General features: G+C 65.4%; 20 protein-coding genes. 13 read left to right on the top strand and 7 right to left on the bottom strand.

Translation table 11 applies throughout. From position 1 onward, the window contains the following. The first annotated feature begins 142 nt into the window (after positions 1-142). Both PSO31014_RS05595 and PSO31014_RS05600 read left to right on the top strand, forming a co-directional pair. On the top strand, positions 143-1,411 hold the full coding sequence (locus tag PSO31014_RS05595; protein ID WP_150550698.1) for a M20 family metallopeptidase: 1,269 nt from the start codon (positions 143-145) through the stop codon (positions 1,409-1,411). Beyond that, a complete protein-coding gene (locus PSO31014_RS05600; protein WP_150550699.1) occupies positions 1,408-2,052 on the top strand; it encodes a trimeric intracellular cation channel family protein in 645 nt (214 codons plus the stop codon). Before PSO31014_RS05595 ends, PSO31014_RS05600 begins: the two co-directional genes overlap by 4 nt. A 94-nt stretch (positions 2,053-2,146) precedes the next feature. Here PSO31014_RS05600 and PSO31014_RS05605 read toward each other — a convergent pair whose 3' ends face one another. The 3 genes from PSO31014_RS05605 to PSO31014_RS05615 all read right to left on the bottom strand — a co-directional run bounded on the left by PSO31014_RS05605 (position 2,147) and on the right by PSO31014_RS05615 (position 5,656). Next, the gene (locus tag PSO31014_RS05605) at positions 2,147-2,893 is read right to left on the bottom strand and encodes a FadR/GntR family transcriptional regulator (RefSeq protein ID WP_130026933.1); all 747 of its coding nucleotides are present in this window, start codon (positions 2,891-2,893) and stop codon (positions 2,147-2,149) included. A gap of 237 nt (positions 2,894-3,130) precedes the next feature. Beyond that, positions 3,131-4,306, bottom strand: coding sequence for a porin (locus tag PSO31014_RS05610; RefSeq protein ID WP_246176263.1), 1,176 nt, complete (start codon positions 4,304-4,306; stop codon positions 3,131-3,133). Positions 4,307-4,372: 66 nt separating this feature from the next. Then, on the bottom strand, positions 4,373-5,656 hold the full coding sequence (locus tag PSO31014_RS05615) for a glucarate dehydratase family protein (RefSeq protein ID WP_150550700.1): 1,284 nt from the start codon (positions 5,654-5,656) through the stop codon (positions 4,373-4,375). Positions 5,657-5,967: 311 nt separating this feature from the next. On the opposite strand from PSO31014_RS05615, the gene PSO31014_RS05620 reads away from it, so the two are divergent. The 7 genes from PSO31014_RS05620 (at position 5,968) to PSO31014_RS05650 (ending at position 12,381) form a co-directional block, all read left to right on the top strand. Further along, complete coding sequence (locus PSO31014_RS05620) at positions 5,968-7,143, top strand: ABC transporter substrate-binding protein (RefSeq protein WP_150550701.1); 1,176 nt, start codon at positions 5,968-5,970, stop codon at positions 7,141-7,143. A gap of 21 nt (positions 7,144-7,164) precedes the next feature. Beyond that, positions 7,165-8,247: an ABC transporter ATP-binding protein gene (locus PSO31014_RS05625; protein ID WP_130026930.1), complete on the top strand. Its 1,083-nt coding sequence runs from the start codon at positions 7,165-7,167 to the stop codon at positions 8,245-8,247. Further along, positions 8,244-9,128 carry an ABC transporter permease gene (locus PSO31014_RS05630; protein ID WP_150550702.1) on the top strand — a complete coding sequence of 295 codons (885 nt, stop codon included), beginning with the start codon at positions 8,244-8,246 and terminating at the stop codon, positions 9,126-9,128. Before PSO31014_RS05625 ends, PSO31014_RS05630 begins: the two co-directional genes overlap by 4 nt. A 53-nt stretch (positions 9,129-9,181) precedes the next feature. After that, positions 9,182-10,081, top strand: coding sequence for an ABC transporter permease (locus PSO31014_RS05635; protein WP_246176265.1), 900 nt, complete (start codon positions 9,182-9,184; stop codon positions 10,079-10,081). Positions 10,082-10,253: 172 nt separating this feature from the next. Continuing rightward, complete coding sequence (locus PSO31014_RS05640; protein ID WP_150550704.1) at positions 10,254-10,646, top strand: COG4315 family predicted lipoprotein; 393 nt, start codon at positions 10,254-10,256, stop codon at positions 10,644-10,646. 176 nt (positions 10,647-10,822) lie between these two features. Then, entirely contained in the window at positions 10,823-11,386 is a 564-nt protein-coding gene (locus PSO31014_RS05645) for an RNA polymerase sigma factor (protein ID WP_150550705.1), read from the top strand. Next, positions 11,386-12,381, top strand: a complete 996-nt coding sequence (locus PSO31014_RS05650; RefSeq protein WP_174976404.1) for an anti-sigma factor — start codon at positions 11,386-11,388, stop codon at positions 12,379-12,381. Before PSO31014_RS05645 ends, PSO31014_RS05650 begins: the two co-directional genes overlap by 1 nt. Positions 12,382-12,485: 104 nt before the next feature. Here PSO31014_RS05650 and PSO31014_RS05655 read toward each other — a convergent pair whose 3' ends face one another. After that, the gene (locus PSO31014_RS05655) at positions 12,486-14,060 is read right to left on the bottom strand and encodes an aldehyde dehydrogenase (NADP(+)) (protein WP_150550706.1); all 1,575 of its coding nucleotides are present in this window, start codon (positions 14,058-14,060) and stop codon (positions 12,486-12,488) included. Between the two features lie 11 nt (positions 14,061-14,071). Continuing rightward, the gene (gene kdgD / locus PSO31014_RS05660; RefSeq protein WP_150550707.1) at positions 14,072-14,983 is read right to left on the bottom strand and encodes a 5-dehydro-4-deoxyglucarate dehydratase; all 912 of its coding nucleotides are present in this window, start codon (positions 14,981-14,983) and stop codon (positions 14,072-14,074) included. A 386-nt stretch (positions 14,984-15,369) separates the two neighbouring features. On the opposite strand from kdgD, the gene garD reads away from it, so the two are divergent. Next, positions 15,370-16,977, top strand: a complete 1,608-nt coding sequence (gene garD / locus PSO31014_RS05665) for a galactarate dehydratase (RefSeq protein WP_150550858.1) — start codon at positions 15,370-15,372, stop codon at positions 16,975-16,977. 16 nt (positions 16,978-16,993) lie between these two features. Here garD and PSO31014_RS05670 read toward each other — a convergent pair whose 3' ends face one another. Continuing rightward, positions 16,994-17,470, bottom strand: coding sequence for a nitrate reductase associated protein (locus tag PSO31014_RS05670; protein ID WP_150550708.1), 477 nt, complete (start codon positions 17,468-17,470; stop codon positions 16,994-16,996). Positions 17,471-17,940: 470 nt separating this feature from the next. Between PSO31014_RS05670 and PSO31014_RS05675 the strand changes: the two genes are divergently transcribed. The 3 genes from PSO31014_RS05675 to PSO31014_RS05685 all read left to right on the top strand — a co-directional run bounded on the left by PSO31014_RS05675 (position 17,941) and on the right by PSO31014_RS05685 (position 20,228). Then, entirely contained in the window at positions 17,941-18,255 is a 315-nt protein-coding gene (locus PSO31014_RS05675; protein WP_150550709.1) for a hypothetical protein, read from the top strand. Continuing rightward, a complete protein-coding gene (locus PSO31014_RS05680) occupies positions 18,252-19,232 on the top strand; it encodes a hypothetical protein (protein WP_150550710.1) in 981 nt (326 codons plus the stop codon). Before PSO31014_RS05675 ends, PSO31014_RS05680 begins: the two co-directional genes overlap by 4 nt. Positions 19,233-19,334: 102 nt before the next feature. Continuing rightward, on the top strand, positions 19,335-20,228 hold the full coding sequence (locus tag PSO31014_RS05685; protein ID WP_150550711.1) for a DMT family transporter: 894 nt from the start codon (positions 19,335-19,337) through the stop codon (positions 20,226-20,228). Between the two features lie 51 nt (positions 20,229-20,279). Here PSO31014_RS05685 and PSO31014_RS05690 read toward each other — a convergent pair whose 3' ends face one another. Next, positions 20,280-21,107: a DUF4088 family protein gene (locus PSO31014_RS05690; RefSeq protein ID WP_150550712.1), complete on the bottom strand. Its 828-nt coding sequence runs from the start codon at positions 21,105-21,107 to the stop codon at positions 20,280-20,282. Positions 21,108-21,405 lie beyond the last annotated feature (298 nt).

Below are 21,405 nucleotides of genomic sequence, written 5' to 3' on the forward strand. Positions count from 1 at the left end.
GAACGACGTGGCCGAGCGAGTCGGCTGGAAAGCGCGAGGACTCTTCTCTACAATGAAAACCTGCACTCAAAGCCGGAACCGAAAATCGGCTTGCGAGCCCGCCGGCTGCGCTGGCGAACGCCGGCAACCAAGGAAGGCAACCATGTCGACACTGATCGAAACGATGACGGGCGCGATCGACGGCCTACTGCCGGAACTCGAGGCGATCTACAAGGACCTTCACCAGCATCCGGAACTGTCGATGCAGGAAGTCCGCACCGCAAGGATCGTGGCGGACTACGTCGAGAAGCTCGGCTACGAAGTCGCGCGCAACGTGGGCGTGACCGGGGTGGTGGCCGTGCTGCGCAACGGCGCCGGGCCGACGGTGATGCTGCGTGCCGACATGGACGCGCTGCCGATGGCCGAAGCCACCGGACTGCCCTATGCCAGCACGGTGAGCGCGAAGGATGAAGACGGCGTCGAGGTCGGTGTCGCACACTCATGCGGTCACGATATGCACGTGACCTGGCTGATGGGCGTCGCGCGACTGATGGCCGAACATCGCGACGCCTGGCACGGCACCCTGATGGCCGTGTTCCAGCCTGGAGAAGAAGTCGCCCGCGGGGCGCGCAGCATGATGGACGATGGGATGACGCAGCGCTTTCCGAAGCCCGACGTGATTCTCGGCCAGCATGTGATGGTCGGCGCGGCGGGCACGGTGGGCCATCGAAGCGGCACGATTCTCTCCGCCGGCGACAGTCTCAAGGTCAAGCTGTTCGGCCGTGGCTCGCATGGGTCGCAGCCCCAGACGTCGATCGATCCGGTCATCATGGCGGCGTCCACGACGCTGCGCCTGCAGACGATCGTGTCGCGCGAAATTTCGCCACGCGACAGTGCGGTGCTGACCGTCGGCGCCCTGCAGGCGGGAACGAAAGAAAACATCATCCCCGACGACGCCACGCTCAAGCTCAATGTGCGCACATTCGACGAAGACGTGCGCGAGTATATGCTCGGTGCGATCCGTCGTATCTGCTGTGCGGAGTGCGCCGCCTCGAACGCCCCGCGCGAGCCGGAGTTCACAACGCTGTCGAGCTACCCGCTTACGGTCAACGATGCCGCGACCCACGCGCGCCTGCTTGCCGCCTTCGAAGCCCATTTCGGCGAGCGCGTTTATGAAACGCAGCCCGCAGCGGCCAGCGAAGACTTCAGCGTGTTCGGCCGTGAATGGAACGTGCCGTATGCCTTCTGGTTCGTCGGCGGCACCGATCCCGAGGTCTTCCGGCGTGCCGTGGCGGCGAAGCGGATCAACGAGATTCCGAGCAATCATTCGCCGAAATTCGCACCGGTCATCGAGCCAACGCTGCGCACCGGGTTGGAGGCCATGCTGTGCGCCGCCGGCGCGTGGCTCGCCCAACACGACGCAGCGGCATGAATGCCCACACGGTCTATCTCGTTCTCGACCTGATCGGCACCTTCGCCTTCGCGCTCAGCGGCGCGGTCGCGGCGCGTCAGCGGCGGCTCGACCTCTTCGGCATTGCGGCGGTTTCGTTCATGGTGGCGTGTGGCGGCGGCATCATCCGCGATGTCTGTATCGGCGCGATTCCGCCCACCGGACTCTCGAACTGGCGCTATCTGGCGGTGTCGTTGCTGGCATCCGCCGTGGTGATTGCCGCCTACGCGCCGGTTCGCCGGATGCGCCAGCCAGTGCTCTTCTTCGACGCGATCGGGCTCGGCCTGTTTGCGGTCTCGGGCGCGCAGAAGGCACTGGCCTTCAGTCACAGCGCCGAATTGGCGATTCTGCTGGGGATCGTGAGCGCGGTCGGTGGCGGCGTCATGCGCGACGTGCTTCTATCGCGCGTGCCATCCATTCTGGACCGGGAAATTTATGCCTCGGCGGCGCTTGTCGGCGCGGGCGTGCAAGTCGGCTTCTTCTATGCGGGATGGACGGACTGGTGGACGCCGTGGTTTGCCACGTTTGCCTGCGTCGCGCTGCGTCTCGCGTCACTTCGTTTCGGCTGGGGGCTGCCGGTATTCGGCAAGCCGCGCGCGATCGACGTCCCTGACGCGGAGTAGCGGGGCTGCCGGCCGGCGCGACCGCGAAACACAACTGGCCGTCAAACGTCGACCGTCAAACGCGCCATGCCCGCATGCTGCCCGGACGGCGACGTTACCCTTGCGGGCCGGCCGATTCCTGCGCCCGGCGCAGACGCTCGCGGCTGTTGGTGAGGTGCGTGCGCATGGCTGCGCGCGCCGCTTCCGGATCGTGTCGCGCAATGGCGTTGTAGATGTCTTCGTGCTCGCGATTCACGCGATTGAGATACGACACCTGGTCGTCGTCGGCGAGCTCGGCGGAATTCACGCGCGTACGCGGAATGATCGTGTTGCCGAGCTGCTCGAGAATGTCGTGGAAATAGCGGTTGCCGGTAGCGTTGGCCACTTGCAGATGGAACGCGACGTCGGCCGTCACCGCATTGCCCGTACGTTGGCGCACGTGCATCTCAAAGTCGTCCAGCGCCTGACGCATCAGCTTGAGCTGTGTGTCGGTACGGCGATTCGCTGCCAGCCCGGCCGCTTCCGTTTCCAGCGAAATACGCAGCTCCAGGATCGCCATCACGTCGAGCATCGTGAGGATGCGGTTGGTGTCGACCTGCAACGAATTCTCGCGCGGCGCTTCGAGCACGAAGGTGCCGATGCCGTGGCGCGTTTCCACCAGTTGGGCAGCTTGCAGTCGCGAGATCGCTTCGCGGACCACGGTGCGGCTCACGCCCAGGCTTTCCATGATGGCCGACTCGGTCGGCAGCTTGTCGCCCGGGCGGAACGTCCCGCTGCGGATCTGCTCGGACAAGGCGCTCACCACCTCTTCCGTGAGGCTGCGAGACTTGCGGCGAGGGCGTGCGGGCAACGGGCTGGTCATGGACATGGCGTTGGTTGGAGTGATGGGTGACGACAGAACGCCCCCAGTTTACCTTATCGCCGGTCGCATACATACGACAACCGATAAGAATCGACCGCCAATGCCATCCCCTAATCGGTATCAGGCATTGGCGGCCGAAAGTACCACCTCGTGCGACTTCTCGCGACCACTCATGACTGCCTGGGCCGGCACGCGCACGGCGCCAGCCCGGACAGATTCCCTACTGACGAACCCGCGTCAGAAATCGACGCGGATCCCCAGCATGCCGACGACTTGCGAACTCGTCGCCGACGGCGTGCTGTTCTGCGAGTCGCCAACCGCCGGGCCGGCGTTGATGATGCTCGCGGCATTGGCCGAGAGCGACTTGCCGTTGGCGTGCTGCCAGGCTTCGAGCGCGTACAGCGAGGTGCGCTTCGAGAGCGAATACACCTGCGCAAGCGAGACCTGATGGTAGGTGGCGGCATCGGTGATGCCGTTCGCCTTCGAGGCCGCCGTGTAGCTATACGCCGCCGCCAGACGCCACTGCGGCGACACGACCCATGACGCATGCACGCCTGCCGTGTTGAAGATGGCGGTGTCATGGAAGAGCGACGCCGCGCCCGGCTTGTATTGCACGTTGCTGTAAGTCGCGCCCAGCGTCACGCTGCCGATCGTGTAGATGCCGGCCACGGCAATGTGCTGCAGCACGTCGGCGGTGACATAGCCCTGGTTGAGGGAAGACGTACCCGGTGTGCCGGTCGACGCACCATTCCACGTCGCCCCGCTGCCACCCACGTTGTTCAGGCGCAGGTAGCCGGCGGCCAGCGAGAGCGGGCCACCGTCGTAGCGCAGCGCGCCGGAGTAAGTGTTGCCCTTGCTGAACGCACCGGCCTGACCGCCAAAGCCGTATTGCAGGCTGGCCGTCACGCCCCACATCACCGGCGACGTGTAGGTCACCGAGTTGTTGATGCGGATGGTGGTGTCGAGACCGTCGATATCGCCCGGGTGTGCGCCGGTCGCGCCCGTCACGTAGGTGGTCGGGCCGATGGTGCCGACCATCAGGTAGTACGGCGTGTACTGACGGCCGATGGTAACCGTGCCGAGCCGGTCGTTCTTCAGGCCGACAAAGGCTTGACGATTGAACATCTGGCCCGACGAGCTGAACGCGCCGTTGTTGATGTCGAACCCGTTCTCCAACTGGAACAGCGCCTTGGTGCCACCGCCGAGATCTTCGGTGCCGCGCAGGCCCCAGCGGCTACCGGCCAGGTTGCCGCTGCGCAGATAGGTGTTCGACTTGCCGTTCTGGTTGCTGCTATAGGTCATGGCATCGTCGACGATCCCGTACAGCGTCACGTTCGACTGCGCAAACGCCGGTACGGCACCGGCGGCGAGACCGGCCAATACGAGCCCGGCAAACAATTTCGAATGTCTCACGACTTCTCCTTTTGTGGTGTGTTTTCTTGGACTTCGCTTGAAACGTTGTTGCATGCTCACGGGGGACTAAAAACGGGGGGCTCTGCCGCTCCAGTCGGGTTGGTATTTGCGCATCTGGATGGCATCGTTGCGAGTGCGCAGTCCGCAACGCAGAAACTGCTCGTGCAACTTGGCCAACTGGTCCTGATCGATCTCGAGACCAAGCCCAGGGGCCCGCGTCACGGCGACTGCGCCATTGCGAATGGCGATCTTGCCGCCGCGCACGACTTCCTCGTCCGGCGCTTGCCACGGGTAATGCGTATCGCAGGCGTACGACAGGCGCGGCACGCTGGCGGCCAGATGGGTCATGGCCATCAAGCTGATGCCGAGGTGGGAGTTGGAATGCATCGACAACCCGAGATCGAACGTCTCGCACATGCGCGCTAGCAGTTGCGTGTCGCGCAATCCGCCCCAGTAGTGATGATCGGAAAGGATGATCTGCGCACCGTTTAGCCGCACGTTCTCGCGGAATTGCCGCAGGTCGGTCACGACCATGTTCGTGGCGAGCGGCATGCCGGTGGCGCGATGCAGTTCCGCCATGCCTTCCAGCGTGGGCGTAGGATCTTCGTAGTACTCGAGATCGCCCGCGAGTTCGCGGCCCATCGCAATCGCGGTGGCAAGCGACCAGTTGCCATTCGGATCGATGCGCAACGGCTTGTCCGGGAAAGCGCGCTTGAGCGCCTTGATGCACTTCACCTCTTCCGACGGTTCGAGCACCCCGGCCTTGAGCTTGATGCTGCCGAAGCCGTGGGCGTCGATCATCGTGCGCGCCTGGGCAACGAGTTGTTCGGCGTTGAGCGTTTCCCCCCAAGGGTCGAGCGGATAACCGGTGGCCGGCATGTCGATGTGCTGCGCGTACTTGAAGAACAGATACGCGCTGTAAGGCACTTCGGGACGGACTGCGCCGCCGAGCAGTTCGACCAGCGGAATACCCAGATGACGCGCCTGCAGATCGAGGAACGGCACCTCGAACGCGGCGTAGATCTTCTCGGCGTCCTTGCGCGGATCGGTGCCCGGCGCGAGTTCGTATTCCACGCGCTCACCGCGCACGCCCTGACGCACCACCGCCGCGACGCGGGCGCGCAAGCCGTTTGTGTCAAACGGATCCATGCCAATCAGGTGCGCTCGGGTGCTTTCAAGCAACGCCAGTACCGGTGCGTCGCCATAGGTTTCGCCGAGGCCCACGTGACCGTTATCGGTCTCGATCTCGATGATCGAACGCAGCGCATACGGCTCGTGAATGCCGGCCGCGTTAAGCAATGGCGGGTCGCGAAAAGCGATGGGGGTGATCGTGATGCGGTGAATTTTCACAGCGACTCATCCTCCGGCTCCAGGGGGAGCAGGGCAAGGGACGGAAACGCAAATTGCGCTTTGCGGACTACTTTTACGTCATCGTATGACTGGCCGTAATTTAGGTGACGGACGGGACGTCTCTCTATCGGTGAAATCCCTGATGCGCGCCGAGAAATTTCGCTGAGATGCCCGGAAATTGGACAAATAATCAATCCAATAGGAATCTCTTAGGGAAATCTCTGAGACGTTCGAGCGCGTCTCCTGATTGCAAATTCACCGATCCAGTCATATGATGACTTACGAGAAATTCAACACGAAGAGGAGACAGCATGACCTTCAGCCGCAGAGGATTCTGGAAACGCACGCTTGGCGCACTGGCATGTGCGGCCGCATTGGGAAGCATCGCGAGTACCGCAACCGCTGCGCCGGTCGCGCTGAACATTGTCGACGTGGCGGGTAACCTCGCACTCACGCAGAAGGGCTTCGAGGCCTTCCGCGACAAGTACCCGGATCTTGTTTCCAAGATCACGTTCACCAACGCGCCCGCCCCACAACTGCCGGGCAAGATCAAGGCCATGCAGGCGGCGGGTCGTTCCGACATCGACATCGTGCTCACGGGTACCGATGCGCTTGCCGCCGGTATTCAGCAAAACCTCTGGCAGCGTCTGTTGCCCGACTACAGCGCAAAGCTGCCGGGCGTGCTCGACAAGTACTCGCCGAACGTGCGCGCGATGCAGGAACTCTCGAAGGGCTACGGCCTTACCGTGACGTACAGCCCGGCGGGACCGCTCATTGAATACAACCCGGCGAAGGTCAGCCATCCGCCGAAGACAGCCGCCGAACTGCTCTCGTGGTGCAAGGCCAATCCGGGAAAGCTGATTTATGCGCGCCCGGCCAACTCGGGCCCGGGCCGCGCATTCCTCATGGGGTTGCCGTATCTGCTGGGCGACAAGGATCCGCACGATCCGGTCAAGGGCTGGGACAAGACGTGGGCGTTCCTTAAGGAGCTCGATACGTGCATTCCCTATTACCCGGGCGGCACGTCGGCGGTGATGAAGGAACTGGGTGAGGGCAGCCGCGACATGACCGTGACCATGACGGGTTGGGACATCAATCCGCGCGCCTTGGGCATCGTGCCTGCGAGCTTCAAGGTGCAGGCGTTCGACAAGTTCACGTGGGTCAACGATGCGCATTACATCGTCGTGCCCAAGGGCGTTGCCAAAGAGAAGATGGACGTCATCCTCAAGCTGATCAACTTCATGCTCGAGCCTGCGCAACAGGCGCTCGCCTACGACGACGGCTACTTCTATCCGGGTCCCGCCGTGAAGGATGTGCCGCTGTCCGCCGCACCGGCGAAGAGCCAGGAAGTGATCGCGAAGTACGGCCGTCCGGAATACACGAAGCTCATCGCCGACTTCCCGCATGCCGTGCCGCTCGACGCGACCGCGATGGTCGCCGCATTCCAGAAGTGGGATGCCGAGATCGGCGCGCGCAAATCGAAGTGACCGGAGTGATCGGAGTCGTCCATGAAGCACAACTTTCAACACCTGCGCCTCGATAACGTTGCGCGCGCTTTCACCAACGCGGAAGGTCAGTCCGTGGCCGCCTTGAACGGCCTGGACCTGACCATCGAGCGAGGCGAATTCATTGCGCTGCTGGGGCCTTCGGGATGCGGTAAATCCACCGCGCTCAACTGTATTGCCGGACTGACGCCGCTGACCGGCGGCGCCATCTGGCTCGACGACGAGCGTATTGACGTGCTGCCGAGCGAGAAGCGCGGCTTCGGCATGGTCTTTCAGAACTACGCGCTGTTCCCCCACATGAGCGTGCTCGATAACGTGGGCTTCGGCCTGCGCATGCGCGGCATGCCGCGTGCGGAGATCGAGAAGCGGGCCCGTGCGGCCTTGCAACTCGTGCAGCTCGTGGGGCACGAACGCAAGCTGCCGGGCCAGCTCTCGGGCGGGCAGCAGCAGCGCGTGGCCATCGCTCGCGCCATCGTGATCGAGCCGCCCGTCGTGCTGATGGACGAGCCGCTCTCGAACCTCGATGCGAAGTTGCGCATCGAGATGCGCGCCGAGATTCGCCGCATTCACGGCGAACTCGACCGCGCCACGATCTACGTGACGCACGATCAGGACGAAGCGCTCTCGATGGCCGATCGCATCGTGGTGATGAAGGAAGGCGTCGTGCAGCAGATCGGTGTGCCGCGCGATGTTTATTGCCGTCCGCGCAATCTGCATGTGGCGCGCTTCATGGGTTATCGCAACGTGTTCGACGTGTCGATCACGTCGGCGCAGGGCGATCGCGCCCGTGTGTCGAGCGGTGGTGCGTCGTTCGACGGCGTGCTCATGGAGTCGCCCGGCAGCGAGGGCAAGGTGAGCGTGGCGATTCGTCCCGATGACTTCGAGCGTGCACAGGCCGCCAATGACAACGCTTTCGATACGGTTGTGGAGACCGTCGAATACGGTGGCCGAGATTCGTTGTTGCGCGTGGCGTCGCCCTTTGGCCCGCTGTATGCGCGCCTGCCCGGCGACTATGCCGTGGGTGAGCGCGTGCCGCTTTGCGTGCCGGCCGAGCGCACGCTTGTGTACGCCGGAGAGCGCGCATGAGTGCCGCCGCGTCTTCCCCGTCGCTGACGCCGGCCGCGCGCTTCGACGGCCGTGGCTGGCTCGTGGCCCCGGCGCTCGTGTGCCTGCTCGCGATGTTCGTGTACCCGTTCGCCTACGGCCTGTTCCTGTCGTTTCAGCCGATGGAGGGCGGCGTCTTCGCGAACTACCTGAAGTTCTTCACCGACCCGACGCTGTGGCCGACGGTGCTCATCACGCTCAAGCTCGCCGTGCCGGCCACGTTGATCAACGTCGGCGCGTCGATTCCGGCGGCGTTCGCGCTGCGCAAGAGCACGCGTGCGTCGAAGTTCGTGACGATGCTGCTCGTTGTGCCCGTCACGCTCGGCACGGTGCTGATCGCCGACGGTATGCTGACGTACTATGGGCCGAACGGCTGGTTCCCGCAGGCATTGCATGCGCTCCATCTCTATAGCGATGAAGTCCGCCTGACGCACAACTATTGGGGCGTACTGATCTCGCTGGTGATTTCCGGTTTCCCGTTTGCGTTCCTGCTGATCCTGTCGTACGTGACGGGCATCGATCCGACGCTAGCGCGTGCGGCCGGCACGCTCGGCGCCGGGCCGTGGCAACAGTTCCGGCTGATCTATCTGCCGCTGCTGGTGCCGGGGCTGACGATGGCGGCGTGCCTGTCGTTCGTGCAAGCGTTCTCGGTGTTCCCGTCGGCGGTGCTGCTCGGGGTGCCGGCCGGGGCCACGCGCGTGGTGTCGATCGCAGCGTATGAAGCCGCGTTCGAGAGCTACGACTACTCGCTGGCGTCGTGCGTGGCGATCGTGATGGGCTTCGTGCAATTGCTGATCGTGGCGGGGATGCTTGGCGCGCGCCGGGCGTTTTATAGCGGTCCGACCACGGGAGGCAAGGGATGAGCGCCACCAACAAGCATTTGGCCGGAACCCTGGCCGCGCAGAACGGAGATTTCATGACGACGCCTTCGCCCGTGAGTTCGCCGGCGGCCGCCCCCACGACACGACGCAAGATGCGCCGTGAAGGACCGGGCTCGCGTCTGTGGCGTGTGCTGGTGTGGGGTGCGATGATTTTCTTCCTCGTGAACGTGGGGCTGATGATCGCCACCGTCACGATGAACTCGCTGGCCACCCGCTGGTTCGGCACGCCGCTGCCGCAAGGTTTCACGCTGCATTGGTACGCACAGGCATGGCGTGACTTCCAGCTTGCCGACGTGTTGTGGGTCACCATGGAGGTTGTGGGTGCGGTCGTGCTGCTGTCGATTGCGCTGGGCGTGCCTGCGGCGTATGCGCTGGCGCGTGCGCAGTTCCCCGGCAAGAAGCTCGCGATGCTGGTGTTCCTGCTGCCGTTGATGGTGCCGCCGGTCACCTACGGCATTCCGATGGCGACGGTGCTGTACAAGGTCGGGCTGGGGGGCACGCTCGCGGGGGTGATTCTTGCGAACCTCGTGCCGTCGCTGCCGTTCGTGATTCTCGTGATGACGCCGTTCATCGAGCAGATCGATCCGAATCTCGAAGCCGCCGCGCGCATCTTCGGGGCCAACACGCTGAAGTATTTCCGCTACGTGTTGCTGCCGCTGCTGGTGCCGGGCATTCTCGCGGCCGGGTTGCTGGTGCTCGTACGCACCATCGGTATGTTCGAGCTGACGTTCTTCACGGCGGGTCCCGACACGCAGACGCTCGTCGTCGCGCTGTACTACGCGGTGTTCTCGACCGGCGTGCGGGCGCCGCAGTCGATCGACGCCATGGCCATGATCTATATGGCGATCACGCTGTTGTGGGTGCTCATCGCACTGCAATTCGTGAGTCCGACGCAGCTCGTGAGCCGCGTCAAGGAAGCGCCGAAGGGAGAGTAGGTCGTTGGGGTGCCGCCGTCGCCTTGGGAGGGTCCGAGGGGATGTGCGGCACTTGCCGCTTCCGCTGCCGTTGCGTTGCACCAAAAATATCGCTGACATCGGACGGAATAAAGCGTCGCGACCGGGCGTTCTGAGAGTGTCGTCCCCGACATTTCATTCAGGAGCCAATGTCATGAACCAACGTCAATCGATGTCCTCCGTTCTCACCGCACTCGTGGCGGCCGTCGGCCTGTTCGCCGCTGCCGCTGCCCATGCCGAAGCCCCGCTCAAGGCGATGGGCGGCATGATGGTCGACGGCCAGAACCGCACCGTCTACACGTTCGACAAAGATGTCGCCGGCAGCGGCAAGAGCACCTGTAACGGCCCGTGTGCCGCCGCCTGGCCGCCCGTGATGGCCGCGCCGGGAGCGAAGGCCGAGGGCGATTACACCGTCGTGACGCGCGACGACGGCACGATGCAATGGGCTTACAAGGGCAAGCCGATGTATCGCTTCTCGAAGGACACTGCCCAGGGCGACATGAAGGGCAATGGCTTCAAGGACGTGTGGCACGTGGTCAAGCCCTGAGCGGGAGCGCACGCGGATCCGACGGGGAGTGCAGGGTGTTGGCGGTCTGGCCGGCCACGCGGCGTAGTGCAAAGTCGCGGCGGCTCAGTATAATTTCGCGGCAAGCGTCGGCGGTCGTCGCCGGCGATGCTTCGGACTGGCTTGACGCCAGGCACCCTCCGCCAGGACATTTGCCGATGACCGGTCAGGATTTGCCCAGCTTGCTCCCTGGCTTGCTGCCGCGCCTCTGGGCGTTCGCCCTGCGCATTACGGGCGATCGCCACGACGCCGAGGATCTCGTGCAACGTGCCTGCCTGCACGCGCTCGAGCGCGTGCATCAGTGGCAGCCGGGCACCTCGGCGTTGAGCTGGATGTACCGCATTGTGCACACCACGTGGATCAACGAGATCCGTGCGCGTCGTGTCCGCTCGCGCGGCAGCCTGGCCTGGGACGATGCCGACGTCGAGGCGATTCCCGATCTTCAGGCGTCCACCCCCGAAGACCTGGCCAGTTACCACCAGGTGTTCGGCGCCGTCGACCGTCTGCCCGAAGCCCAGCGGCTCGTGGTGCTGCTCGTCGCCGTCGAAGGGCTGAGCTACCAGGAGGCCGCGCTGGTGCTCGACGTGCCCATCGGTACGGTCATGAGCCGCTTGTCTCGCGCACGCCGAACCGTCGGCGACCAGTTCCGTCAATCCAAGGGGCAACCCCGCCGTGCCGACAACGTCGGCCCTGACGCCGGCGCACGTGAGGAGGATGCGTGATGAACGAAGACGATATCCGCCTGCTCGCGTACGTCGACGACACACTCCCCGCTGCCGAGCGTGCCGAGGTCGAAGCGGCCATTGACGCATCGCCCGAATTGGCCGACGCGGTCGAGGCGTTGCGCGCGTCGCGCCTGCCTTATCGGGAGACGTTCGCCGCGCAAGTGATCCCGCCCGTGCCCGCTAGCCTGAGCGCCCATCTTGACGCACTGCTGCGCGCGCATGCGCAGCGTCAGACGCCGGCAGTGCAAGACGGTGCCGATGCCGTAAAGCCGTTGAACGTGGTGTCGCCCGCCGCGTCCGTATCTGTCGATGCATCCCTCGGCCCGCCGGCGGCGAACGATGCGCCCGCCGGACGCCGCGTACGCGCCGGGTGGCTACTCGCCGCATTTGCCGCTGGCGTAGCGGTCACCGCCATCACCTTGCCGTGGTTGCCGGGCGCGCTGAACCGCTTGGGCGCGGGGGGCGGAGGACTCATGACGGCCTCGGTAACGGCGCCGCCGAAGTCGCCGCAAGGCACAACGTGGGTGCGCGCCGCCGCCGAATACCAGCAGCTCTATGTGCGCGACACGATCGCGTCGGTACGGGTGGACGATGGCGACATCGCGCGCACCGTGAGCGATATTCGGCACGACGACAAGCTCGATATCAGCGTTCCCGACCTGCGTGCACAGGGGCTGACGTTCAAGGGCGTGCAACGCCTTCGCTGGCAGGATCGAACGCTGGTGCAGATGGTGTACCTGCCGGAGACGGGCGACCCCGTCGCCCTGTGCGTGGTGCGCGACCCGCGTCCGGATCAGGATGTGGCGGAGCAGAAGATCGACCGGATGGGCGTGGTGACGTGGCGCAAGGGACAGATCGGCTACGCGCTGATCGGTGCGCCGGGTTCAATCAATCTGAAGGCGGTGGCGAAGGGGCTGGCGCAGGGACAGGTCACGCCACTGTATGGTCTGGTGACGCCGCCAGCGCTTACGCGAGGGGATGTGGCGTCGTAGCCGCGACCGCTACCCTGTATCCAAGACAAAACGCCCTCGGATCGAAAAATCCGAGGGCGTTTGTCGTTGCGGCAATGTCGTTCGCTACGCGTTGAGTCTGCGTGTCATGCCTGCGACATTGCGCCGTCGCGAAGTCGCCACAGGCCGAGCGGATTACCTTCCCGCAGGGCTTCCGGCAACAGCGTGTCGGGCAGGTCCTGATAGCAGACCGGACGCAGGAAGCGATCGATGGCCGTGGCGCCCACCGACGTGAACATGGCGTTCGACGTCGCCGGGAACGGACCGCCGTGGACCATCGCATGACACACCTCGACGCCGGTCGGGAAGCCGTTGGCGAGAATGCGTCCGGCGCGACGCTCCAAACTCGGCAGCAAGCGGCGCGCCGCCTCGGTATCGCCGGCGTCGAGTTGCAGCGTCGCCGTGAGCTGTCCTTCCAGACGCTCGGTGATCGCGATCATCTCTTCGACGGTATCGCAGGCAATCACGACCGAGGCCGGGCCGAAGACTTCCTCATGCAGTGCCGGCGTAGCGAGGAATTCGGCGGCGCTCGTGCGGAAGAGGGCGGCTTGGCCCTGGCATGCCCCCCCCGCCTGACCGCGCGCGAGCAGCGTCACGTTCGGTTCGTCGACCAGTCGCGTCACGCCCTTGTCGTAGGCCTGATGAATGCCCGGCGTCAGCATCGTGCCCGCGGCTTTCGCGCCGAGCGCTTCGGTGGCCGTGCGGCAGAAGCGATCGAGCGCGTCGCCCGCGATGCCCAATACCATCCCCGGGTTGGTGCAGAACTGACCGACGCCCATCGTGAGCGAGTCGACGAAACCCTTGGCGATCGCTTCACCGCGCGCGTTCAGCGCCTCAGGCAGCAAATACACCGGATTGATACTGCTCATTTCGGCATAGACCGGAATCGGTACGGCACGCGACTGCGCAATGCGTTGCAGCGCGAGGCCACCGGTGCGCGAACCGGTAAAGCCCACGGCGGCAATCGCCGGATGCGCGACGAGCGCCTCGCCTACGGCGCGTTCGCCCACGAGCAGCGAGAACACCCCTTCCGGCAGGCCAAGTGCCTGCACTGCCGAGCGGATGGCGCGGGCCACGAGTTCCGACGTTCCCAGGTGCGCCGAGTGTGCCTTGACGATCACCGGGCAACCCGCGGCAAACGCCGACGCCGTGTCGCCGCCCGCCACCGAAAACGCCAGCGGAAAGTTGCTCGCGCCGAACACGGCCACGGGGCCGAGGCCGATCTTGGCCAGGCGCAAGTCGCTGCGCGGCAGTGGCTCGCGCGCCGGCTGTGCCGGGTCGACGGTGGCGTCGAGGAAGTGGCCGTCACGCACCACGCGGGCGAACATTCGCAATTGGCCGACGGTGCGCCCACGCTCGCCTTGCAGGCGGGCGACGGGCAATCCGGTCTCGGCGTGAGCACGCTCGATGAGGGCGTCGCCCAGATCGAGAATGGCCTGTGCGACGGCCTCCAGGAACTCGGCACGCTTGGCGAGCGGCAACGCGCGGAACGGATCGAACGCGGCGCGAGCCAGCTCGCAAGCGCGTTCGACGTCCTGCGCGTTGCCCGCGCCGAACGCGGGCGTCAGCCGCTCACCGCGCGACGGGTCGAACGCTTCGAGCGTTCCCGCGTTGCCCCGCACGTCGGCGTGGCCGATCAACATCTCACCGGTAATTTGCATGCGTGGGCTCCTTAGCCTTCAACCTTCTTGATCAGCGCGTCGAGCATCTCGAGTTCGTTCGGCAGCAGGTCGGTCAGCGGCGCGCGCACCGGGCCGGCATCCCGGCCGACGAGCTTCGCGCCCGCCTTGACGATACTCACGGCGTAGCCCGCGCGGCGGTTGCGGATTTCCAGGTACGGCAGGAAGAACGTGTCGAGCAGACGGCCGATCGTGGCCTCGTCGTTCTCGCACACGGCGCGATAGAACGCCATGGCCGTTTTCGGGATGAAGTTGAAGACCGCCGACGAGTACACCGGCACACCCAGCGCGCGGTAGGCGGCGGCATAGACTTCGGCCGTCGGTAGGCCGCCCAGATAAGAGAAGCGGTCGCCCATGCGGCGACGGATCTGCACCATGCGCTCAATGTCGCCCACGCCGTCCTTGAATCCGATCAGGTTCGGGCACGTCTCGGCGAGACGCTCGAGTTGGTCGGCACCGAGCTTCGAATTGGCACGGTTGTAGACGATCACGCCGATGTTGACCGAACGGCAGACCTGTTCGACGTGAGCGGCGATCCCGTCCAGGCTCGCTTCGGTCAGGTAGTGGGGCATGAGCAGTACGCCCTTGGCGCCAAGACGCTCGGCTTCCTGGGCGTATTCGATGGCCAGACGCGTCGGACCGCCGGCCCCTGCCAGAATCGGCACCTTGCCTGCGCAGGTGTCGACGGCCGTCTTGATCACGGCGCTGTAATCGCGCGGGGTGAGCGAGAAAAATTCGCCCGTGCCGCCCGCCGCGAAGAGCGCCGTCGCGCCAAACGGCGCCAGCCACTCAAGTCGGGCCGCGTAACCACGCGCATTGAAGTCGCCGTTCGCATCGAAGTCGGTGACGGGGAAAGACAACAAGCCGTCGGAGACGATCTGCTTGAGTTCTTGAGGTGCGGTCATGTCGAGAGTTCCTGTCGGCCGCCGGGCCGGTTTCAATAAGAAAAAGAAGAAGCTCAACCAGCGCTCGGCGCTGAGTTATATGTCATCGTATAACATGTTGATAAATCGGACAAGAGGCTGTTGGAAAGAATGGCGGTGGGATAAACCCGCACACCATGCGAAGGGGGTTTTCCCCGATTATTCCGGCCAGACTCGAGGGGTACGCATAGCGCGAATCTAGATGTATGATGACACATGAGTGGCGGCATGCAAGACAACGTCGAGATTCAACGCCGTTTTGCGTCGGCCGAGATAGTCTTTAGCGTCGATGGCGTATCGCATGCTTGAACCCGTTGCAGGCGCCGCATTTCATCGGAAAACAGGAAGGAGTGAGCAACATGGCATCAATGACGGACGCGGGGCGCACAGCCGCCGCGGGTGAATCCGGGTCTGGGACGACGGATGCACCGCGCTATATTCGGATGCAGCCGGACGACAATGTCGCCATCGTCGTGAACGACGGGGGGTTGTCCGCCGGCCGCCGGTTTGCCGACGGGCTTACGCTCGTGGACGCCGTGCCCCAGGGGCATAAGGTCGCGCTGACCGATCTGGCCGAAGGCGCGCCGATGATTCGCTACGGTGTGGTGATCGGCTATGCGGCGCGTGCGCTGCCCGCGGGCAGTTGGGTCAACGAGCGCAATCTGGCCATGCCCGAGGCGCCTTCGCTGGATCGCCTGCCGATCAGCACGCGGGTGCCCGCGTCACTGCCGCCGCTCGAGGGCTTCACGTTTCAGGGCTATCGCAATGCCGACGGCTCGGTCGGTACCCGCAACATTCTGGCGATCACGACCACGGTGCAGTGCGTGGCCGGCGTGGTCGAATTTGCCGTCAAGCGAATCAAGGAGACGTTGCTGCCTCAGTATCCGAACGTCGACGACGTGGTCGGGCTGGAACACACCTATGGTTGCGGCGTGGCCATCGATGCGCCGGACGCCGACGTGCCGATCCGCACGCTGCGCAACATCGCCACGAACCCGAATTTCGGCGGCGAAGTGATGGTCGTGAGTCTCGGTTGCGAGAAGCTTCAGCCCGAGCGCCTCTTGCCGGCGGGCAGTATTCCCATCGGCAGTGCCAATGCGGATGGCAAGCCGGATACCGTCTGTCTGCAAGACGACGCGCACGTTGGCTTCCTGTCGATGATCGATTCGATCCTGGCGACCGCACGTACACATCTGGAGCGCCTCAACGCGCGCCGGCGCGAGACGGTGCCGGCGTCGGAGCTGGTGGTGGGCGTGCAGTGCGGCGGCAGCGACGCGTTCTCCGGGGTGACGGCGAACCCGGCGGTGGGCTTCGCCACGGATTTGCTCGTGCGCACGGGCGCGACGGTGATGTTCTCCGAAGTCACCGAGGTGCGCGACGGGATCGATCAGCTCACCTCACGTGCAGCGACGCCGGAAGTGGCCGACGCGATGATTCGCGAAATGGCCTGGTACGACGCCTATCTGGAGCGCGGCCGCGTCGACCGCAGCGCCAACACCACGCCGGGCAACAAGCGCGGCGGGTTGTCGAACATCGTGGAAAAGGCGATGGGGTCGATTGTGAAGTCCGGCACGGGCCCGATTCACGGCGTGATCGCGCCGGGCGCCAAGCTCGACCGCTCGCGCCAGCGCGGGTTGATTTACGCCGCCACGCCGGCGAGCGATTTCATCTGCGGCACGCTGCAACTCGCCGCGGGGATCAACATTCACGTCTTCACGACCGGACGCGGCACGCCCTACGGGCTGGCCGAGGTGCCCGTCGTCAAGGTGGCGACGCGCTCCGACCTGGCGCGTCGCTGGCATGACCTGATGGATGTCGACGCCGGGCGCATCGCCACGGGCGAAGCCACCATAGAAGACGTCGGCTGGCAGCTCTTTCACCTGATGCTCGCCGTGGCGAGCGGCGAGAAGACCTGGGCGGAACGCTGGGGCCTGCACAACGCGCTCGTCCTGTTCAACCCGGCGCCGGTGACCTGAACCGGCGACCCGCACCTCAGAGGTCGGCTGGCGTTTGCGCCAGCCCGAACTCGAGCATGGCCGGGACAAAGCAATGATTGAGCGTGTCGCGCCGCGAGAGCTTCGCGAGCACATAGCGACGGAACGGCGTGAGCGCGGCCCAGTCGCCCACCGCGGGCGGCAGCAGGTCGGCCAGTTCGCACTGCTTGAGCAGTCCCGGCGGCAACGCAGTCGTATCCTGCCAGGCGGTAGGCGCGGGGTCGACGCTGCGCGCCACCGCTTGCCCGAGATACTGGCTCGCCATCTCATCGAGACGCGCCGCAAAGTCCTCGTCGCCCGGCCTGCATGAGGCCAGCGCCTCGCGCGCCGCTTCGGGCAAGCGTTGCCAGTCGGCCAACGATAGATGTTGACCGTTGCGATCCAGATTGAAGCGAATCGCCATCGTGATGAACGTCAGGTTTTCGCAGGCTTCGATCTCGAAAACGAAGATCGGCAGACGCTGATAAAGATGCATGAGAGTCGCTCCCCGGGGCGCAGCATCGGAAACAATCATGGTACTTCAAGTGGGCGCACTCTCGTGCGCTGCGCTCGGTCGCCCGCGTCGCTACGAGGAAGGCGTGCCGGCGGAACATCGTATGCCGTCATATACCCCCTAGGTTCTTGGGAAAAGTCTTGAATTTACGTGTTTGAGCGGCGTTGTCCGCATTTGCCGTTCACGATGGCGACCGACGTTGAATCGTCGTCATCCCTCGGGGCGCGGATGGTCGTTCACGCCGAACTCGCGGGGAGGCGGGAGGCGATGTAACCACATTGTTTGCGTGCTTCTAGAGTCTCCGTTCTTTTTCGTATCCCTAAGGGATTCCTATGGTAGATGTTTGGCCCGCAGACGTTTGCGTTCATGCCCGGCATGGCATGCGCGGCTTGCGCGGCAGTCTTGCACGAGGCGCGGGCGTCCGCGCCGTCCGATTTTCGACAGGAGCCGACATGCCGTCCAATGCGCCGCCGTCACCGTTTCCTTTTCTTCCCGTCGTCCTGGAGTCGCCTGCCGGGGCGCAAGGTCGCGCGATGTCTCCGCCCGACGGAACCGCCTGCGTGCCCGAGAAGGCGTCACGTCGGCTGGCGCGCGGCGCGCCGGACACGTCGCGCGACAAAGGGCGAACCCCGTGCCGCCGTCATTTGGGCGCCATGCAGAACGTGCCGGGCCTGTCGCAGGGCGATGGGGTGGCGACGCTTCGCGTGGAGGTCGTCAGGCGCATCGATCCCGCGCGGGTGGCGCTGCTCGGGGCCATCGTCCGATGAGTGCTCCGATCGCGTCACCGGTCGCCTCTCCCCTATCTGCTGCGCCACGCGCGTCGGCGGCGTACGACATGGCGGTATGGATCATTGCGTCGCCGCATGCGCGATGGACGGTCGAGGCGCAGGTCGTCGTGGTGTCGTCGCACGAGGTGTCGTGCACGTTGCACGGCGCGCCTGCCGAAACCGCCATGTGGCTCGATCGCATGCGGCACGGTGTGTTGCTCGCCGAAGCGCCGTTGCCGGGCACGTGGCTCGCGAGGCTCGTCGACGAAGCGCTGGTGCAGGTGTTGCCCGCCACGCATGGCGACATCGTGCCGGCGTTCGGGCGCGTTTGCGACGATTGGGTGCGTGGCATTTTCGCCGCGCCGTTCTGGGCTCGGTTCCTGGCAGGCGAGTCGAGCGACATCCAGGTGCTGGCGTTTCTTGCGCAGCACTATCATCGCGCGGCAGGCGCGGATGTGCACAACCGTATGGCAGTCGAGCGATGCACCGACGCGGCGTTGCGACCGTTGCTGCTGCGCCAGTATCGCGAGCAGCGCGGGCAGGCGACGATGCTTGCCGCCGGCCTCCTTCGCTGCGGCCCGGCGGCGCGGACGTTCCTCGACAGCGGTGCGTTCGATGCGACGCACGCGCTCATCGACTTCATCATCGGCGCGGCGGGCGACATGCCCGCCTACGTGGGGTGCTGCGCGCTCAGTCAGGCGCCGGCCGCAGTGCGCGCGGCCAGCGAGATCGAGGCGCAGTTCGACGCGCTCGCGCAGCGGTATCCGTCGGCGGCCGACGGATTCGCGGCGGTCGGTGCCCACGCGCGGCAAGACACGAGTGTCTGCGGCGGGACCTCGTTGCTCGCGCAATGGGTGGAGGAGGCGGGCGAGCCCGATGCGGCGTCGCGCTTGCGCATGCTGCGCGGGGCGCACGGTGTGGCGGCGGCCTATCGGGTCATGTTCGACACGTTGCATCGTCTGGACGACGATATCTGAGCTCGGCGCGCGGGCCATGCCCCCGAACGGGGCATGTGACTCGTATAATGGCGTCCGAACGGCGGGGGGCGATGGCGCCTGCGAGCCGTCTGCCCCCTGACCATGACAACCCAACTCGCCTACCTTGCCGCGCTCGGCGCCGCCCTTTGCTGGGCCTTCAGCGGCATGATCGCCATTACCCCCGTGCGCCGGGCCGGTTCGTTCCCCTTCAATTACGCCCGCATGCTGCTGGTCTTCGCGATGCTGCTCATCGCGGTGGCGGTGCAGCGCGGCTGGCCGTCGCTCACGCTGGAACAGTGGCTGCGACTCACCGCGTCGGGGCTGATCGGCATTCTCGTGGGCGACACGATTCTCTACACATCGCTCGGCCGTCTCGGGCCTCGCCGTAACTCCATCATCTTCGCGACGAATGCCCCGATGACCGCCGTGCTCGGCTATATCTGGCTCGGCGAGTCGCTTGGCTGGCGCGCGGTGATCGGGGTGGCGCTGGTCACGTTGGGCGTGGCGCTCGCCGTCGCGTTTGGTGGCCGGCGCGAGGATGCCCATCACTGGGAGTCCGTGCGTGGCGATGTGCGCGTGGGCGTGGCCATCGGGCTGGTGGCGGCGCTGTGTCACTCCGTGGGAACGCTGATCGCCAAGCCGGTCATGGCGGCCGGCGTCGATCCGGTGAGTGCGTCGGCGGTCCGTGTGGGCGTATCGGCGCTCGGGCTGACAATGCTCGCCGCGCGTCGCGGGCGCGGTCTCTTCTCGGCTTTCACGCCAGGCACGCTGGCGCTCACGGCGGCGTCGGGCTTCGTGGGTGTGGCCGTCGGCATGACGCTGCTGCTCTATGGCATGGGGCACGGCAACACCGGCGTCATCGCGACACTCTCGGCGACCACGCCGGTCGTGGTGTTGCCGCTGATGTGGATTCGCACCCGGCAGCGTCCGGCGGCAGGCGCCTGGTGGGGCGCGCTGGTCGCGAGTGCAGGCGTCGGGTTGATATTCAACCGATGAGCGCAGACGGGGGGGGGCAACACGGGGGGGGGCTCAGGCGCGGCCCCGCCCTCAGCGCGTGAGGGGCGGTTGCAGGGTGTCGGCGTTCTGGCGCGACGCGTCGGTCGTCATGCCGGACGGTGGTGCTTGCGGCGCAACGGTCGGGCGAGGTAGGTCCGGCGTCAGTAACCGCCGCAGCCAGGCGGCAAGCCGCTCGAAGATACCTGGATCGTCGTTGAACAACTCGGGGCGCAGGACTCGCAGGTAGTCGAGAATCTGTTCGGCTTCCTGAGCACCGACCGACCCGTAGATCACCGCCAGATCGAGGAGCGCACGCAGCTCTCCGAGCCGCTCGCGCGCTTGCAGCGAACGGGCGGTCTCCACGCTGCGCTTGGCGTCGAACACGCGCTCGCGCAGCACGGAGGCGGCGCGCCACGCGGGCGTCTGCAAGGCGGCTTCCAGTGCGCGCAGGTCCTGCGCCGAACTGACGATCTGTCCCGCGAGCGATTCCACGATGCGTTCCTCGCCCTTCGCTTCGCGCACGATACCTTCGGCCCAGCGGCTCGCCTGACGCGACATGTCCTCGCGCGTCCATTCGGGGCGGGAGACGAAATAAAAACCGTGTTGACGCGCCTGGTTCAGGATGATCGAGACGACGTCCGGGAACTGCTTGTCGAACGTGCGCTTGGCCCACGCGTAATGTCCCCCGGCGAGCAATTGCGCGACGGCGGCTTCGGTGAGCGGGACGGTGCTGTCGAGCAGGCGGGCGCGCAGGAAGTCGTCGAAGGGCGGTGGCGTGAAGTGACGGTCGACAGCGGCGGAGATGCGCACGAACGCGTCGAAGTCTTTCTTCAGATCCGCCAGCGCGATGTCGGAGAGGGTGAGCGAAATGCGGCTCATCGTGACTGGCTCCAAGGCGCCGTCGCGACGACGCAACGCCGCCGCGCGAGCGAGTGAGCGCTAGCCAGTCGAGTGTCTGTGCCAGTGCCGCGAGCGGCAGGTGCGACTGCCGGAGCTCGTGCCACGTGCATCCCCATTGCGCGTGAAGTCATGTGCAGCGATACGTGTCAACGGTGCGCCGCGGTCATGGCCGCGCGCTGTGAAGATGGCCCTTGAGGGGACACATGCCGACGTCCCGGCGTGTCGGATCCCATGGCGTTTATGGCGGCAATGCTAGCGTAATCCTGGCTGGCGATCC

The sequence above is a fragment of the Pandoraea soli genome (assembly GCF_902459595.1).
GTDB classification, from domain to species: domain Bacteria; phylum Pseudomonadota; class Gammaproteobacteria; order Burkholderiales; family Burkholderiaceae; genus Pandoraea; species Pandoraea cepalis.

Bases quoted from the DNA above. Each gene is read 5' to 3' on its own strand.
- PSO31014_RS05595 (WP_150550698.1), top strand. From the start codon at position 143: ATGTCGACACTGATCGAAACGATGACGGGCGCGATCGACGGCCTACTG.
- PSO31014_RS05600 (WP_150550699.1), top strand. From the start codon at position 1,408: ATGAATGCCCACACGGTCTATCTCGTTCTCGACCTGATCGGCACCTTC.
- PSO31014_RS05605 (WP_130026933.1), bottom strand. From the start codon at position 2,893: ATGACCAGCCCGTTGCCCGCACGCCCTCGCCGCAAGTCTCGCAGCCTC.
- PSO31014_RS05620 (WP_150550701.1), top strand. From the start codon at position 5,968: ATGACCTTCAGCCGCAGAGGATTCTGGAAACGCACGCTTGGCGCACTG.
- PSO31014_RS05625 (WP_130026930.1), top strand. From the start codon at position 7,165: ATGAAGCACAACTTTCAACACCTGCGCCTCGATAACGTTGCGCGCGCT.
- PSO31014_RS05630 (WP_150550702.1), top strand. From the start codon at position 8,244: ATGAGTGCCGCCGCGTCTTCCCCGTCGCTGACGCCGGCCGCGCGCTTC.
- PSO31014_RS05635 (WP_246176265.1), top strand. From the start codon at position 9,182: ATGACGACGCCTTCGCCCGTGAGTTCGCCGGCGGCCGCCCCCACGACA.
- PSO31014_RS05640 (WP_150550704.1), top strand. From the start codon at position 10,254: ATGAACCAACGTCAATCGATGTCCTCCGTTCTCACCGCACTCGTGGCG.
- PSO31014_RS05645 (WP_150550705.1), top strand. From the start codon at position 10,823: ATGACCGGTCAGGATTTGCCCAGCTTGCTCCCTGGCTTGCTGCCGCGC.
- PSO31014_RS05650 (WP_174976404.1), top strand. From the start codon at position 11,386: ATGAACGAAGACGATATCCGCCTGCTCGCGTACGTCGACGACACACTC.
- PSO31014_RS05655 (WP_150550706.1), bottom strand. From the start codon at position 14,060: ATGCAAATTACCGGTGAGATGTTGATCGGCCACGCCGACGTGCGGGGC.
- kdgD (WP_150550707.1), bottom strand. From the start codon at position 14,983: ATGACCGCACCTCAAGAACTCAAGCAGATCGTCTCCGACGGCTTGTTG.
- garD (WP_150550858.1), top strand. From the start codon at position 15,370: ATGACGGACGCGGGGCGCACAGCCGCCGCGGGTGAATCCGGGTCTGGG.
- PSO31014_RS05670 (WP_150550708.1), bottom strand. From the start codon at position 17,470: ATGCATCTTTATCAGCGTCTGCCGATCTTCGTTTTCGAGATCGAAGCC.
- PSO31014_RS05675 (WP_150550709.1), top strand. From the start codon at position 17,941: ATGCCGTCCAATGCGCCGCCGTCACCGTTTCCTTTTCTTCCCGTCGTC.
- PSO31014_RS05680 (WP_150550710.1), top strand. From the start codon at position 18,252: ATGAGTGCTCCGATCGCGTCACCGGTCGCCTCTCCCCTATCTGCTGCG.
- PSO31014_RS05685 (WP_150550711.1), top strand. From the start codon at position 19,335: ATGACAACCCAACTCGCCTACCTTGCCGCGCTCGGCGCCGCCCTTTGC.
- PSO31014_RS05690 (WP_150550712.1), bottom strand. From the start codon at position 21,107: ATGAGCCGCATTTCGCTCACCCTCTCCGACATCGCGCTGGCGGATCTG.